A 14,151-nucleotide genomic window follows, 5' to 3' on the forward strand; every position below is an offset into this window, starting at 1 on the left:
TGCGAGCGCGACGCGGGAGCGTGCCGCCCGCCGTCACAGTCACGCGGGACGGTGGGCGTGAAGAGCACTTGCGCGTAGCGTGAAAACCATGACTGATGACAACACCGAATTCGAGCACATCGGCGAGCTGATCTCGAAGGGTCGCGTCGCCTTCGTCACGACCAGCGAATCGGATGGTCGATTGCTGAGCCGTCCACTAGCAGTGCTGGACAGAAAATTCGACGGCGATCTGTACTTCTTCACCGTCGTCCCCTCGCCCAAAACTGACCAGGTCGCCGAGGACTCACACGTCAATGTGAGCCTGCAGGCCGACGACAACTATCTCTCGATCGCCGGCACAGCGTCGGTCACCCACGAACAGAAGCTGATCGACGAGCTCTGGAACTCTCACGCAGAGGCCTGGTTCGAGAAGGGCCGCGAAGACCCGGGCGTCGCACTGTTGAAGGTGCACGCCGACTCCGCCGAGTACTGGACCCTGGACAGCCCCAAACCCGTTGCGCTGCTCAAATACGCCAAAGCGATCGTGTCAGGCGAACAGCCCGACGTCGCCACCAACGCGTCGGTTGATCTCTGAGTGTTGGACGGCTCAGCCAGCCCACGGCGTTGACACTTTCGCGGGTCGGCTGCAGTATCGGCCACGCGTCCTAGGCTAGATGGTTCTAGGATGATCGAGCGTAATTCCAGATCGCATGGTCGATCTCCCACGGCGTGACGGGACGCTGCAGTCGCGCAGAAACAATTGGCGCGGCAGCTCGGATGTAATCTTCTGCCGATGCAGGATCACTCGGAACTCCTAGGCTCCTAAACCATCCAAGAATCATCCGGTCCGGCTTGATTCGGTTGTCGTCGCCAACAAGCATCCAGAGATATCCGCGACGTATGCCATGCTGTCCGTCGCCCGGAACGCGAGCTAGCTCGGCGTCAATGCTCGCGAGACGTGCTTTATCCCCCAATGCCTCGATTGCGTCCGAGAGCGATTCGACGCCGCTATCAACCAGTACTTGCGCGTAGGCGATTGAGGCATGTGCTTTTGTCACTCCTCCGCGAGTCGAGGTGAGCTGGCTATTAGTCAGGGACAAGAGTGCGTCGTCGGTGAATCTTGCGAGACTCGAAGCTGGTATCGGATCATCCTTGGGTAGCTCGTCGACTGGAACCACGGCACTGGAGACGCCCTGCGAACGGGCAAACTTGACGACGAGGGGCGTGACCACGTTGTCGTAATGTGCTCCGATACTCCACACTGCGTCGAGAATGCAGAGGCTGATGCTGCTCCATCGCCTGGTGCGCTGCTGGGGATTCAGATCAGCGATTCGGTCGGCGATGACGTCGAGTTGTTCTTGAGTGAGTGGCATTTCAGCTCCAATCGTCAGCGGCGTTGCTGTTAGCGACATATCGGGCGGAGCGCGGTTCGGGTTACAGGGTCAGCTTCCGTGCTCGGGTCGATAGCGACTAGGACGCAGACCCGAACAGCGGTGCGGGCTTCTTCGACTTTGGTGCCTCGCGCCAGGTGAAGGTCCATGTGGCCAGCGTTTCCCCGAGAACTCCTTCGTACTGGATTGCGGTCGGTCGAGGGCCGTTGACTGTGAACGCAACTGTGCCCTTGACACGTTGACCCGCTGACAGATACCCCGAGTGAAGGTCGGTGGTGCTGAAGTCGGGATCGTCGTAGGTTGTTCCGTCGGACGCCTTCGCGACAAAATAGAAGGGGTTGACCGGAATGGCGCCCCGGGTGCTTTCGATAGTCGCCGTGAAGCTGAAGGTGCTGCCGCGCAGGTTGATATCCGTGATCTGGACGTAGCCGCCCCAGCCGTCACCGGAGATGTAACGCGCGTTCGAGGGCGGTGCTGCGCTCGCTGCCGCGGGTACCACGGCGATCGAAAAGAGAGCACACATGATGGTGGCGATGATCGCCGCGAGGGTGGAACGCACAGTGGGTGTCCTGTCTGTGGGGAGTGTTGGTGACACCGTATGCGTAGGGTCTGACAATTCGGGCGAGTCAGTCGATGCCCAGTCGTCGCGCAACCGCGGGTCCGCCGACTGTCCGCACGAACTCGGGATCGCCGCACACCACGAGTTGCTCGCGTGCACGCGACAGCCCGACATACAACCGTTCCGTCGACCGGCTCCTCACCTGGGACTCGTTGAGCGCGAGGACAATTACTCGACGCTCCAGCCCCTTGAAGCCGAGTACGTGTCCGTAGAAGACCTGCTCGTCGTCCCAGAACGTCGCCCAGTACGACGCGTTGCCCTCGGCTTGCCGCTCGATCTGTTCCGGGTGGCGACTGCCCGTGGTGAGTAGTGCGATATCTTCGGCACGCCAGCCTTCGTCGAGCAGGACGTCGATCTGGTCGTCCGCGGCCTCGAGGGCTTCCTCTGCGGTGCACGCGACGAATCGGATGTCGGGGCCTTCGCCGCCCTTCAGTTGCATACGTTGTCCGACAAGCGAACTGAATGCGCTCGCGATCTGGCGTGTGTTGCGCAGGTTGTGATCGAGCACGATCGGCACGAGCGGAACCGGTGGTGAACCCTGTCGGTCGAAGACGCGCTGCGCCTCGTCGCTGAATACGTAGATGCCACCGGTGTCCTGATCGCGCAGACTTGCCAGCAACGGCGGCCACCACTCGTCGGCGAAATCCTGTGCCTCGTCGACGATGATCGCGTCGAATCGCTTGCCGGGTGGGAGGGTCTCGGCGAGGTCGTGCATCTGTTGTGGCAGTTCATGTTCCCAGAATTGCGACGCCGCTTCGGTACGAACAGACTCGTCGGGCCCGGCGGGGGCGCCCCACTGCATGCCGAGGTCGTGGAACTCGCCGACATAGGCCGGGCGGTCCTTACGGTTCCACGCCGACGTGATGCGCGTGAGGTACGACGCCAGCCCGTGGGAGTAGCAGACCAGTGCTACGCGTTGCCCCGCACGCGTGAGGCGACGTGCCTGCTCGAGTGCGAGGAAGGTCTTGCCGCTGCCCGCACCACCGCGGATCTCGACACGCGATAGTTGGTCGATAGCGCGCAGAATGACCGCTTGATTCGCGGTGAGCGCGTCGGCGACGTCCTCGTTCTCGATCGCTCGCGCGACGACGTCGCGCTGCGGGAGACCCCGCCCGCCGAGCGTCGTCTCGAGTTGGTCGATACCCGCAGCGTCGAGGAATGGTACGTCGGTTCCCTTCTGCAACAACACTCTTCGGACGAGGGGCATGATCTGGTCGAGCTGCGTGCGGTCAATGATCTTCCATCGTGGGCACTCCGGCAGCGCGAAGTCGGAGGGGATTTCGGTGTGGGGGAAGACCACGAGGTGATCCCAGCGTCGACGCCCCTGTGTCCATCGCGGATCGGATTCGACGAACTCACGCAGCGCGTAGCAGCCTTCCAACGCCTGCTTGACGGGAGTGATCTCTTTCGGAGGTCGGCCGGTTCGCGCCTGCCACCACGACTCGCCGTCGTGCCATACCTCGCCACCCTTGACTTCGAGGCAGGCGATTCCCGCGCCCTCGATGGCCACCACGAGATCGATCTCGTGGTCTTTGTCGTGATCGGTGACGCGCTGGTTCGCGACGAGGAGGTCGGTGTCGAGGAGTTGTTCATTCAGCAGCCGCCAGACCGACTCCTCGGCACTCGAAGCGAAGCGGGGCGACTCGGGGATCGTATGCGGCATTGCATCCACTCTCTCGGTTCGCCTGACTGGCGTGGCTACTCATCGCAGTGTTGCAGGTGAGTCCGACAGGCTCGAAGTCAGCATCACGCTAGTCTCGCACTGTGACACCCGCGTTCCACGTAACCACGGAAGACCTGCGGCGGCGCTTCGACCAGGGAACCATGTCCCGCGGCGAGGCTTACTCCCGCCAGTCCATGGTGCGAAGCTACAACTGGGTCGAGGGTGATCGGGTTCTCGCGGGTACGTGTCAGGGCAGTGGTGGTCGCCACTACGCGGTCCGGGTTCATTTCACCGAGCGCCCGCCGACGATGGCAGCGTTCAGCCACGGTAACTGCACCTGCCCGGTCGGCATCGACTGCAAGCATGCGGTCGCGGTACTGCTCACCGCGTCATCCCCGGGTGGGCAGGGCAGCTTGACACGCGATCGCGCGCAGCGTCACCTCAGGGCCGTACCTCCACCACAGCCTCCGTCGTGGCGAAACCTCCTTGCCGGCGTGACAGTAGAGACTTCGACGCCAGTCCAGCCCGCAGGTGTCCCGTTGGCGTTGAGTTTCCGTCAGGCGACTCCCACCAAGTACTCACTAGGACCGTCTTTGCAACTGCGGCCCATGCTCATGGGGCGGCAGGGGCGGTGGATCAAGACCGGTGCGACGTGGCGCGAAGTCATCAGCGGGTACAACACGTCGTCGTTGAAGGCGACTCACGCGGGTGCCATCCGCGCACTGCACCAAGCGATCACCGGCCACAGCTATGCCACGTCGTCGGATTGGCTCAGTATGGCCGCAGCCAACCATGTTGTATGGGACGCGTTACGTAGTGTCCGCGACGCAGGCGTCGAGATGGTCGTCGACGCTGTTCCCGGTGCCGTCGAGGTAGAGCTCACGACGGCGTCGTTGCGGTACGACATCGAGGCGAACCCCGACGGAGCCGCGCTCCGATGCGGACTCGCCATCGACGGTGAACTGATCGGTGATCGATTGCGCGGCTACATCGGTCGGGACGTGCCCAGTGGAGTGTGGCTAGTCGGCGACCGTGTGCTGTCGCTCGCCGGGTTCGACCCGCCACTGGTCAAGGCGGAGGTCGACCTCCTCGCCCACAACTCACCGGTGCTCATCCCGCACGAAGACCTCGACGAGTTCGCTGTCGAGGTGGTACCGCGCATCGAGCAGCGTCGTGCCGTGCGCGTGGCCGACGGTGTCCTCACCCCGCCCGACGTATCGGGGCCCTTCGCCGTGCTGACCCTGACCGACAGCGGTGGAAACTACCGGTACGGCTGGAGCGTCGGTTATCAGGTCAACGACCGTCGTCATGTCTTCGACGTCGCCGAGAATGTCGGTGCGACGCCGTATCGAGACGTTTCCGCCGAGTCCGAGCTGTGGGAGTCGCTTCGCGAGCCGATGCAGGAGGTCGTCGAGTGCATCGCCTCGTGGTTCTCCAAGGCGTGGACTGCAGCGGCCACCCAGCGTTCGAGCACCGTGCGCGACCTCCAGCACGCATTTGAACAAGCAAGTCTCGCAGGGCAACAGGTCGAGATGCTCCCGGCGATGGCACTCGCCACGGCCGTACCGATCACGTCGGTCGACGCCGCGCTGCTCGTCGCGACGGTCCTGCCCGACCTTGCCGGCGATGAACGCATCGTGATCGACAACCGCATCGCCGTGGACTTCCGACAGCTCGACGACGAACCCTCGATCTCCTTCACCGCCGACGATTCGACCGGCAACGATTGGTTCGGCCTCGGCGTCACGGTCACGGTCGGCGACCACCAGGTCCCCACGTCGCGTCTCATCTCCGAATTGAGCTCTGGTGCCACGCATCTGATCCTCGACGACGGCAGCTACTTTTCACTCGATGTCCCGGAACTGCGTCGGCTCGCCGAGCTGATCGCCGAAGCCCGCGCACTGGGCGAGATCGAGAACGGAAAAGTCAGCGCCCGCAGCATGAATGCGACGCTGTGGGAGGAACTACTAGAGCTCGGCGTCGTCGACAAACAGATCGCGCAGTGGCGCGCGCAGATGGCCAAGCTCGCCGCGCTGACACCACCGAAGCGGGTGGCCTGTCCGCGGACGCTCAAGGCAAAGCTGCGCGATTATCAGCGCGACGGACTCAACTGGCTAGCGTTCTTGTCTGACAACAACATCGGCGGAATCCTCGCCGACGACATGGGTCTGGGAAAGACAATCCAGACCTTGGCGATGATCACGCGCGTGGTGAAGTCGACACCGCAGGCCCGCTACCTGGTAGTCGCGCCGACGAGCGTCGTGCCCAACTGGGTGGCAGAGGCCGGGCGATTCGCACCGTCCTTGACGGTCTCCTCGGTTGTCGCCACACCTGCCAAGTCAGGAATCGCAGTGTCCGACGCTGCCGCCGGAGCCAACATCGTTGTCACGTCGTACACGTTGATGCGCCTTCTCTTCGACGATCTCGACGCATTGCGCTGGGACGGAATCATTTTCGACGAGGCGCAGTTCATCAAGAACCACACCGGCAAGACTCACCAGGCCGCCCGGCGACTGGAAGCGCCGTCGAAGATTGCTATCACCGGAACTCCGATGGAGAACAACCTGATGGAGTTGTGGGCGCTGCTGTCGGTGACCGCGCCTGGCCTGTTCCCCTCGCCGACCGCGTTCACCGAGTACTTCCGCAAGCCCATCGAATCCGGGGCACATCCGGAGCGGATGGAAACATTACGACGCCGGATCAAGCCAATCATGTTGCGACGTAAGAAAGAGCAAGTAGCACTGGACCTTCCGGCCAAGCAGGAGCAGGTGCTCGCACTCGAGTTGAACTCCCGCCACCGCCGCATCTACGACACCCGCCTGACCCGTGAACGACAGAAAGTGCTTGGGCTGCTCGGTGATTGGGAGAAGAACCGGTTCCAGGTCTTCCGGTCGCTGAGCCTGCTGAGGCAACTGAGCCTACACGCGGGTCTCGTCGACGGCACACATAGTGGCGTGGCATCGGCGAAGGTCGAGTACCTGATGGAAGCGTTGCCCGAGCTCGTCGCCGAAGGACACAGCGCACTGGTGTTCAGTCAGTTCACCGGATTCCTCGACATCATCCGGGCGCATCTCGACGACGCCGAGCTGGCGTACAGCTATCTCGACGGGTCGATGACAGCGAATGCGCGAGCGCAGGCCGTCGACCAATTCACCAGTGGGGCAACGCAGATCTTCCTGATCAGTTTGAAGGCAGGCGGATTCGGCCTCAACCTCACCGAGGCCGACTACTGCTTCGTCTGCGATCCGTGGTGGAATCCCGCAGCCGAGGCGCAGGCCGTCGACCGTGCCCATCGGATCGGCCAGCAACGTCCGGTCACCGTCTGCAGGCTGGTCTCGGCGAACACGATCGAAGAGCGGGTCGTGGGACTCCAGGACCGCAAGCGCGCGCTGTTCGACGCAGCCATCGACGACGGTGAATTGTTCGGCACCGCACTCTCTTCCGACGACATCAGGGAGATGCTCGGGTAGCGTTCAGGCGCCGCTACAGTTCGACGTCCCACCGCCCGAAGTCAACACGTTTGAGTGGCTGAATGTGTCTGGCGCCCAGCCAGATCGGCGTCGTGTCGGGTTGTGTGGAGTACAGGCCGCGCGACGCAGATTTCACCCTGCTGTACTGACTCGGCCACCGGATCTCGTCGGCGAGGGCGTCGATGACGTCTTGCCCCCGGTCGAGTGCACGGCTGACGTACGTCGGCGCCGGCAAGACGTCGGATTTGCTTGTGTTGCACGGCTGGCACGCAAGGACGAGGTTCGCGAGCCCGTCGATCGGGACTCGCGACCACGGAAGGACGTGGTCGACGTGGCGGCCGGTGCGGAGTCGGGCGTTGCAGTAGAAGCAATCGTTGCCGAAGTGTTCGGAGAGGATGCCCGCGGGGCGGGTGAGCGAGACGCGTTCGGTGCCGAAGAGGTGGTCGGCGATGTCGGGGCCGTCGTCGAGGATGTCGCGGTTCATGTGCCGCACGTCGTCGACCCAGGCGAGCTGGAAGGCCGGTTTCACCAGCGGTGCCAGCCGTGCGAGGGTGTGGCACACGCCGCCGAAGAGAACGAGTCGGTTGCCGTGCTCGGCCATGACTCGCGTCGAATCGGTGCCCATCCACGAGTCGTCGTAGAGGAAACACTCGTGTGGGCCGGTGCCGACTTGTTGGAGGAGGTGGAGGGGGTAGCGCACGAGGTTCTTCTTGACCGCTTCGTGCGTTTTCGAATAGGCCGCAGGCGCAGCAAGTTTCGCGCTCTCGATGGGCATTTCGCGCAGGCTCGGGGTGCTGCACTGTTCGCGTAGGTCGGCAAGTGCAGCGAAGACCACGCCACGTCCGTCCCGCGACTGCCGCAGGACCACATGGCCTTTCTCGCTGAGCGGGCGTAGTTGGGTCCAGTACTGAGCCATGACGCGGTCGGTCAGCTCGTCGAGGTCGATCGGGACTTCCGCGGCGGGATCATCGGGGACGGATTCGACGGCGAGGTCGAGGAGCGCGACCATCACGGCGAGCTTGTACGTGGATGTCCGCCGCCCACCCTCGAGCACCGCGACCAGCTGCTGGCCGAGCGTCAAGGGGTCCGTGGGCACGGGGTCGAGTGTAGTGAGGTGAGGTCGATGCAGCGTTCAGTCTGCGATCATCGGATGATGCGAGAACAAGCGCGGAGGGCTCTGAGGCGGGTGGGGGTCGTGGTTCTCGCGTGCTGCCTCGGTGGTTGCGCGACGCAGAGTGCTGCTCCGGACCGCTCCTCAGCGGCGTTGACGACAGCGGTGTTGACGACCGCGGCGGCGTCGTCGAAGGCGACGTGTCCTCAGGTCGTGGTCGCGCTCGACCCCGGACACAACCCGGTGCGTATCGACGGCTTCGACCCGGTGACCGGCGCATCGCAGATCGACTATCCCAACGGCGCAGAGGATGCGGACGTATTCGCGGTCGCGACTCGGGTACGAGAACGCTTGCAACGGAGCGGGTATCGCGTTGTCATGCTGAAAACCTCTGTGACAGAGAGTGTCACGTATCGGCAGCGGGTGGGCCGTGCGGTGGCGGCGCACGCGCGTGTCGCGATCAGTATCCATACTAGCCCGGGTGCCAACGCGGTGTTCGTGCAGCGCGTCGGCCTGTATCGCGAAGGTACCGCGGCCGATGGCACGACGCTGCGCATCACATATCGCAGCGGGGCGACTGCCGCTGCCAGTCAGCGCTACGGCCAGGCGATAGCAGACGCTCGAACCCGAGCCGAGGGACTACCAGTCATGGTGACCAACAATGACTTTGGTGGTCGCGCACCGCTATGGACCGGCAACATCCCGATGATCGCGCTGATGTCCGACCGCGTGCCCTGGGTCTACAACGAGTTCGGACTCGACAGCGCGGGCGGGTCGACGCCCCTGCCATCGAGTTGGCTCGCCAGGTACGCGCAGGGCATCGCCTACGGCGTGCAGACCGCGCTTCCCGTGGACGGGCGGGGGTGTGCGGGGTGAGTCGGTGTGATCAGCAGGGGCTGGGTTCACCGATCTTGACCGCGGACAATACGGCCTCTCCCTCTGTGACAGGCGCGCCCGCGGATGGAGTCTGCGCGACGACGATCCAATTGCTGTCGACAACCTGCCTGCGGCCCTGACCCGTCGCGTCCTTGCTGCGTGAGTAGAAGACGCCGGCTTCCTGGATGGTGTTCTGTGCTTCCTGGAGGTTCATGCAGACGACGTTAGGCATGGCAGCTGCCTTGGGTTCGGTGGTCGCCGGTGCCGCCGCCGGAGCTTTCGGAGTTGTTGTTGCCATTGTTGTTTCAGTGACCTCAGCGGGTTGCGACGTGGTCACCTCTGCCGTCGTGGTGGTAGTGGTCGCCGTTGTTGGTTCCGAGCTCGAACCACTGCATGCGGTAAGGCCGAGTACTCCAGCGGCCACAAGTGCGCAGAGCGCGAGATGACCCTGTGTGCGAACGTGCTTCATCAGTCCTCCGACGGATAGTGTGTGACGACCCCCGACGTCAGATACTGGTAAACGTACGCATGCCTACCGACGCCATGTCCGATTCCGGATCGATTGGTCCGATCGGGGGACACAGCGTCACTCCTCTGCGTCCGTGCCCTTCTTTCTACGCCGCGGCGCCGCGGTGCTCACCGAACTGGTGGGCCTGGTCGACACCGGGGATCTCAAAGTTGAGATCGCGCAGCGGGTTTCGCTACCTGAGTTGATCAAGGTGCACGAGGAGGCCGAGGCGGGTCGGCTGCGGGGCAAGGTCGTCGTGGTTCCGTTTGGTGAGGACTGAGTGTCGGACTGCCCGTCTGAAGTCGACATCGGTCAGTGCGTCAGCAAGATTCGTCTGTTCGGCCGACGCTGGGACCGCCGACGATGGTGTCGGCGTCCAGTACTGTCACTGATCGATAATCGAGAGATTGGGTGAGAGATGAACAAGAAGTACTCGGCCATCGCCGGGCTGGTTGCCGGAGGCGTCGCCGCAGGGTTGGTCGGGTTTGCCCCGGGTGCGTCGGCGGCTCCTGCGCCTACGCCGGTGGCGTACTACAAGAATTGCCAGGCGGCACGTGACGCGGGCGTCGCGCCGATCTACCGCGGCCAGGACGGATACCGCTCGGCACTTGATCGCGATGGCGACGGTGTCGCGTGTGAGACCGGGTCGCGATCAGCGCCGAAGCCCGCCCCGCAGGCGCAGCCCGCTCCCCAAGCTCAGCCGAAACCCCAGGCCAAGCCCCAACCCAAGCCGAAGAAGAAGGCTCCGAAGTCGAAGCCGAATCGTGGGGGTTGGGGCTCGGTCGAGTTCTTCTCGTAGCTCGTCCCCGCGACTGAGGACTTGCGTCACCTACAACCGGGTGACGTCGAGTCCTCCGTCGTGGAACGTCGAGCGCAGGCGCTTCTTGTCGAACTTGCCGACGCTGGTCTTGGGAACCTCGGGAATGATGGTCCAGTTCTCGGGGAGCTGCCACTTTGCGACCTTGTCGGACAAGAACTCTCGCAACGTCTCTGGTGTCGCGTCGGAATCCTCACGCAGCACGACGGCGACGAGGGGCCGCTCGTCCCACTTGGGGTCGGGTACGCCGATGACGGCGGCTTCGAGTACGTCGGGATGGCCCATGACGGCGTTTTCGAGGTCGACCGACGAGATCCACTCGCCACCGGACTTGATGATGTCCTTGGTGCGGTCGGTCAGCGTGAGGTAGCCGTCGGGGGTGATCGAGCCGACGTCGCCGGTGCGCAGCCAGCCGTCGTCGAACTTGTCGGCGGCGTCGACGCCGTAGTAGGCGCCGGTGATCCACGGTCCGCGGACCTCGAGTTCGCCGACGGTCTTGCCGTCGTGGGGGAGTGTTTCGCCGTTGTCGCCGATGAGTCGCGCTTCCACCGACGCCGGGAACCGGCCCTGCGTGTAGCGGTAGTGCCACCGCTCGTCGCCTTCGGTGCCCGCGGGTGGTCGGGCGACGGAGCCGAGAGGCGACGTTTCGGTCATGCCCCAGGCGTGGAGTACCTCGACGTTGTGTTCATCCTCGAAGGTGTGCATCAACGATGGCGGTACAGCCGATCCGCCGATGAGCACGTCGCGCAGTGAGGAGATGTCCTGCGGGTGCTGCGTGAGGTACTGGTGCAGGCCGAGCCAGATGGTCGGGACAGCCGCCGCGGTGGTGGGTTGCTCCGCAGCGATGAGTGCGGCCAGCGGTTCGGGCTGCAGGAAGCGGTCGGGCATGATGAGCGACGCTCCGATCATGAACGCTGCATACGGCAGACCCCACGACATCGCGTGGAACTGCGGCACGACGGCGAGCGCGCGGTCACCCTGCTTGAGCGCAGGACCATCCGTCATGCAGACCTGCATGGAGTGCAGGTAGATCGAACGATGGCTGTAGGCAACACCTTTCGGGTCGCCGGTGGTGCCGGAGGTGTAACACATCGCGGCGGCCGAACGCTCGTCGACCTCAGGCCAGTCGAAGTCGACGGACTGCTCGGCGATCAGCGCTTCGTACGCGTGCACCTGCACGCCGTCGGGAGCGTCGACGCCGTCGGTGGACTCGCCCGTCACGATGACGTGCTTGACGGTGGTCAGCTGCGGCAATTGCGGGTTGAGCAGCGGCAGCAGTGAGGGGTCGACGATGATGACCTGGTCCTCGGCGTGGTTGGCCACGTGGATGAGCTGCTCGGGGAAGAGCCGGATGTTGAGGGTGTGCAGCACCGCACCCATCGCGGGCACGGCGAGGTAGGCCTCGAGGTGCTCGGCGTTGTTCCACATGAACGTCGCGACGCGCTGGTCACCGTCGACGCCGAGCCCGCGCAATGCGTGCGCCAACCGTGCGCAGCGTCGTCCGACCTCGGCATATGTTCGACGCCGCGAACCGTCTCCGGTCCAGGTCACTACCTCGGCGTCGCCGTGGACCGTGCTGCCGTGGCGCAGGATCTGCGCGATCTGCAGCGGGGCGTCTTGCATGGTGCTCTGCATGGGTGCTCCTGTGTCTCACGTGCCGGGCTGTGGCGCCCGCGGGGTCAGGGCGCCGTCGTGACGCCGGTCACGGTGTCGATTATGCAGGGTCGGCCGCGCGGGGCTGCGGGGTGTGTCCGATTTTGTGGCGGGAGGCCTAAAGCGGCGCTATGCGGCGCGAGCGGGTAGGACCACGAGCGAACCGTCTTTGTGCTGAGCGATGTCGATTGTCACGTCGGGCTGCTGCGAGGGAAGCTGCGCGGACTCGCCGAGGCGCTGGAGGAGACGCGACGTGTTCAGTAGTTTGTCGACCTCGCCGGCCGAGAATACGACGTCACGGATTCCGTGCGAGCGGTCCAACTGGATCGACGACAGGCGTAGAAGTGCTGCGCGCAAGCGGTCTTCCAATCGCTCGACTTCTTTCTGCTCTACATCGAGGCTGTGCATGAAGCGTTCGAACGAGTTGCCTTCGTCCATCTGTGCGTGCTCGACCGCCTGAAGCACCAAAATCCGCCGCTTCATGGAGAAGGCAAGCCGTGCCAGCTGCAGGTGAATGTAGAACTCCCCGGAGGAATCGGCGATCGTCGGGATAGCCTTAACGAGATGGCTGAACTCGATGCGGTCGTCGTCCAGATCGCTTAATGCGTGCTCCCACTTCGCGATTCGTGAGCTGGCCTTCACTACTGCGGTGTCGATGGTGTGGGCGGCGGTGTCGAGGCCGAGTGAGATCCCCAATTGACCGCGGTCGAGAAGGATTGCGGTCGCCTTGGCGATTGAGCTCGCGCAGCCCTCCAGACCGTGCTGTTCGTCGGCAAGCATGTTCGCGTCGATCTTCTCGAGCAGCTTGGTTATCCGCTCAAGTGCTTGCTGCCGCTGACGGTCGGCGTGTGCGCTGATCCCAACCGCTACCGCCATGAGCACGAGCGGCGCTGCAACTGTGAGTGCGCCGGCTCCGGCGGCGGCCATCCCTGCAGTGCCAGCTGATCCACCGGCCGCGCCTGCGACTGCGGCTTTGCCCGCAACGGGCACGAACGTCGCCTGCGCCGCGATCTTCGAGCCGTTTGTCAGCGCGCTGTGGATGCCGCCGGAGATTGCTTTGGACGTCATCGGCTTGACAATGCCCCCGGTTACCTGCGCCGCGACCTTCGCCGGCACCACCATGCGATATAGCGTTTCACCTCCGTCTGAGAAGACTTTCGGTGTCCGACTGACCAGCCTTGATAGCTCCATCGCCAGCGGGCTCAGGCTACCGAGGGGAATGCCCGCCGAACGATCAACGGCCTCAGGAAGGTGATGTGCCTCCAGCGTCGTCAGCGGCACGTCGCTCAGCGTGGCCAGTGCATCTCGCAGCCCGGCCAGCCGATCGGACGTCAGCTCGGTGGTTCCGCTCAAAACGTCGGGGACGTCTGTTTGCTCTGTGACCAATGTCCAGACGGGTACCTGCTGAAGTTCATGGTCGGTCATGTGATCCCCTCGAGCGTGCGCGATGTCGGACTGAATGTATCGGACGTCTCGGACATATTGGATCATCGGTCCGATCGGATGACACGCGGAAACGTCCACCGAGCGCCGCTCATTGCTTCGGGTAACCGTGGCGCGTTGGTTTGCGCGACAATCTGATGACGTATCCGCGCAAGGAGGCAACCTTGGTGAGACCACCAGCCTCATCCAACGCCGTAAGCGCCAGAATGAGCCGGCAACGATCCAGAGACACCGCGCCAGAGATCGCCGTTCGGAAGATTCTCCACCGAAGCGGCCTGCGATTCCGTACGGACGTCAAGCTCGAGTCTGACCTCCGCACCCGAGCAGACATCGCCTGGAGTGGCCTGAAGCTCGCAATCTTCATCGACGGATGCTTCTGGCACGGCTGCCCTGAGCATGCAACTCGCCCTATTGCCAATCAGCAGTGGTGGGCACAGAAGCTCGACGCGAACATCGCGCGGGATCGCCGGACCGACGCCGAGTTGGAGCGACGGGGATGGACTGTTCGACGCTACTGGGAGCATCAGCCGCCAGAATCAGTCGCTAGGGACATCGCTCAGGTCAAGATGCAGATTGGGGCTCAAGCTACCAGTGGGAGATCGTGTCGATAGCGCACAGGGA

At 63.8% G+C, this 14,151-nt stretch carries 13 protein-coding genes; 6 read left to right on the forward strand and 7 right to left on the reverse strand.

Going from position 1 to position 14,151, the window contains the following annotated elements:
* Positions 1–88: 88 nt before the first annotated feature.
* The gene (locus tag A5785_RS13860) at positions 89–574 is read left to right on the forward strand and encodes a pyridoxamine 5'-phosphate oxidase family protein (RefSeq protein ID WP_039856146.1); all 486 of its coding nucleotides are present in this window, start codon (positions 89–91) and stop codon (positions 572–574) included.
* 85 nt (positions 575–659) lie between these two features.
* On the opposite strand, the gene A5785_RS13865 is transcribed toward A5785_RS13860, so the two are convergent.
* The 3 genes from A5785_RS13865 to A5785_RS13875 all read right to left on the reverse strand — a co-directional run bounded on the left by A5785_RS13865 (position 660) and on the right by A5785_RS13875 (position 3,652).
* The gene (locus A5785_RS13865) at positions 660–1,352 is read right to left on the reverse strand and encodes a hypothetical protein (protein ID WP_064861742.1); all 693 of its coding nucleotides are present in this window, start codon (positions 1,350–1,352) and stop codon (positions 660–662) included.
* Positions 1,353–1,449: 97 nt separating this feature from the next.
* Positions 1,450–1,929 carry a DUF1942 domain-containing protein gene (locus A5785_RS13870; protein ID WP_005207144.1) on the reverse strand — a complete coding sequence of 160 codons (480 nt, stop codon included), beginning with the start codon at positions 1,927–1,929 and terminating at the stop codon, positions 1,450–1,452.
* A gap of 67 nt (positions 1,930–1,996) precedes the next feature.
* Positions 1,997–3,652, reverse strand: a complete 1,656-nt coding sequence (locus tag A5785_RS13875) for a nuclease-related domain-containing DEAD/DEAH box helicase (RefSeq protein ID WP_064866992.1) — start codon at positions 3,650–3,652, stop codon at positions 1,997–1,999.
* Between the two features lie 161 nt (positions 3,653–3,813).
* Here A5785_RS13875 and A5785_RS13880 point away from each other — a divergent pair, with 161 nt between their 5' ends.
* Positions 3,814–7,122, forward strand: a complete 3,309-nt coding sequence (locus tag A5785_RS13880) for a DEAD/DEAH box helicase (RefSeq protein ID WP_051993922.1) — start codon at positions 3,814–3,816, stop codon at positions 7,120–7,122.
* Between the two features lie 13 nt (positions 7,123–7,135).
* Here A5785_RS13880 and A5785_RS13885 read toward each other — a convergent pair whose 3' ends face one another.
* The gene (locus tag A5785_RS13885; RefSeq protein WP_039856129.1) at positions 7,136–8,218 is read right to left on the reverse strand and encodes an HNH endonuclease; all 1,083 of its coding nucleotides are present in this window, start codon (positions 8,216–8,218) and stop codon (positions 7,136–7,138) included.
* 27 nt (positions 8,219–8,245) lie between these two features.
* Here A5785_RS13885 and A5785_RS13890 point away from each other — a divergent pair, with 27 nt between their 5' ends.
* Positions 8,246–9,109: an N-acetylmuramoyl-L-alanine amidase gene (locus A5785_RS13890; protein WP_231894332.1), complete on the forward strand. Its 864-nt coding sequence runs from the start codon at positions 8,246–8,248 to the stop codon at positions 9,107–9,109.
* 10 nt (positions 9,110–9,119) lie between these two features.
* Here the strand turns inward: A5785_RS13890 and A5785_RS23730 are convergent, their stop codons facing one another.
* The gene (locus A5785_RS23730) at positions 9,120–9,407 is read right to left on the reverse strand and encodes a PASTA domain-containing protein (RefSeq protein ID WP_231894331.1); all 288 of its coding nucleotides are present in this window, start codon (positions 9,405–9,407) and stop codon (positions 9,120–9,122) included.
* Positions 9,408–9,711: 304 nt separating this feature from the next.
* On the opposite strand from A5785_RS23730, the gene A5785_RS13900 reads away from it, so the two are divergent.
* Positions 9,712–9,897: a zinc-binding dehydrogenase gene (locus tag A5785_RS13900; RefSeq protein ID WP_005207137.1), complete on the forward strand. Its 186-nt coding sequence runs from the start codon at positions 9,712–9,714 to the stop codon at positions 9,895–9,897.
* A 138-nt stretch (positions 9,898–10,035) separates the two neighbouring features.
* Positions 10,036–10,416, forward strand: a complete 381-nt coding sequence (locus tag A5785_RS22955) for an excalibur calcium-binding domain-containing protein (RefSeq protein WP_082946574.1) — start codon at positions 10,036–10,038, stop codon at positions 10,414–10,416.
* 30 nt (positions 10,417–10,446) lie between these two features.
* On the opposite strand, the gene A5785_RS13910 is transcribed toward A5785_RS22955, so the two are convergent.
* Positions 10,447–12,069, reverse strand: coding sequence for a long-chain fatty acid--CoA ligase (locus A5785_RS13910; protein WP_064866994.1), 1,623 nt, complete (start codon positions 12,067–12,069; stop codon positions 10,447–10,449).
* Between the two features lie 147 nt (positions 12,070–12,216).
* On the reverse strand, positions 12,217–13,512 hold the full coding sequence (locus A5785_RS13915; RefSeq protein ID WP_064867030.1) for a hypothetical protein: 1,296 nt from the start codon (positions 13,510–13,512) through the stop codon (positions 12,217–12,219).
* A 224-nt stretch (positions 13,513–13,736) separates the two neighbouring features.
* On the opposite strand from A5785_RS13915, the gene A5785_RS22960 reads away from it, so the two are divergent.
* Positions 13,737–14,141 carry a very short patch repair endonuclease gene (locus A5785_RS22960; protein ID WP_064870653.1) on the forward strand — a complete coding sequence of 135 codons (405 nt, stop codon included), beginning with the start codon at positions 13,737–13,739 and terminating at the stop codon, positions 14,139–14,141.
* The last annotated feature ends 10 nt before the right edge of the window (positions 14,142–14,151 follow it).

The sequence above is a fragment of the Gordonia sp. 852002-50395_SCH5434458 genome, from assembly GCF_001665905.1.
GTDB classification, from domain to species: Bacteria; Actinomycetota; Actinomycetes; order Mycobacteriales; family Mycobacteriaceae; genus Gordonia; species Gordonia jacobaea.

Bases quoted from the DNA above. Each gene is read 5' to 3' on its own strand.
- A5785_RS13890 (WP_231894332.1), top strand. From the start codon at position 8,246: ATGCAGCGTTCAGTCTGCGATCATCGGATGATGCGAGAACAAGCGCGG.
- A5785_RS13915 (WP_064867030.1), bottom strand. From the start codon at position 13,512: ATGACCGACCATGAACTTCAGCAGGTACCCGTCTGGACATTGGTCACA.
- A5785_RS13860 (WP_039856146.1), top strand. From the start codon at position 89: ATGACTGATGACAACACCGAATTCGAGCACATCGGCGAGCTGATCTCG.
- A5785_RS22955 (WP_082946574.1), top strand. From the start codon at position 10,036: ATGAACAAGAAGTACTCGGCCATCGCCGGGCTGGTTGCCGGAGGCGTC.
- A5785_RS13910 (WP_064866994.1), bottom strand. From the start codon at position 12,069: ATGCAGAGCACCATGCAAGACGCCCCGCTGCAGATCGCGCAGATCCTG.
- A5785_RS22960 (WP_064870653.1), top strand. From the start codon at position 13,737: ATGAGCCGGCAACGATCCAGAGACACCGCGCCAGAGATCGCCGTTCGG.
- A5785_RS23730 (WP_231894331.1), bottom strand. From the start codon at position 9,407: ATGGCAACAACAACTCCGAAAGCTCCGGCGGCGGCACCGGCGACCACC.
- A5785_RS13880 (WP_051993922.1), top strand. From the start codon at position 3,814: ATGTCCCGCGGCGAGGCTTACTCCCGCCAGTCCATGGTGCGAAGCTAC.
- A5785_RS13875 (WP_064866992.1), bottom strand. From the start codon at position 3,652: ATGCCGCATACGATCCCCGAGTCGCCCCGCTTCGCTTCGAGTGCCGAG.
- A5785_RS13865 (WP_064861742.1), bottom strand. From the start codon at position 1,352: ATGCCACTCACTCAAGAACAACTCGACGTCATCGCCGACCGAATCGCT.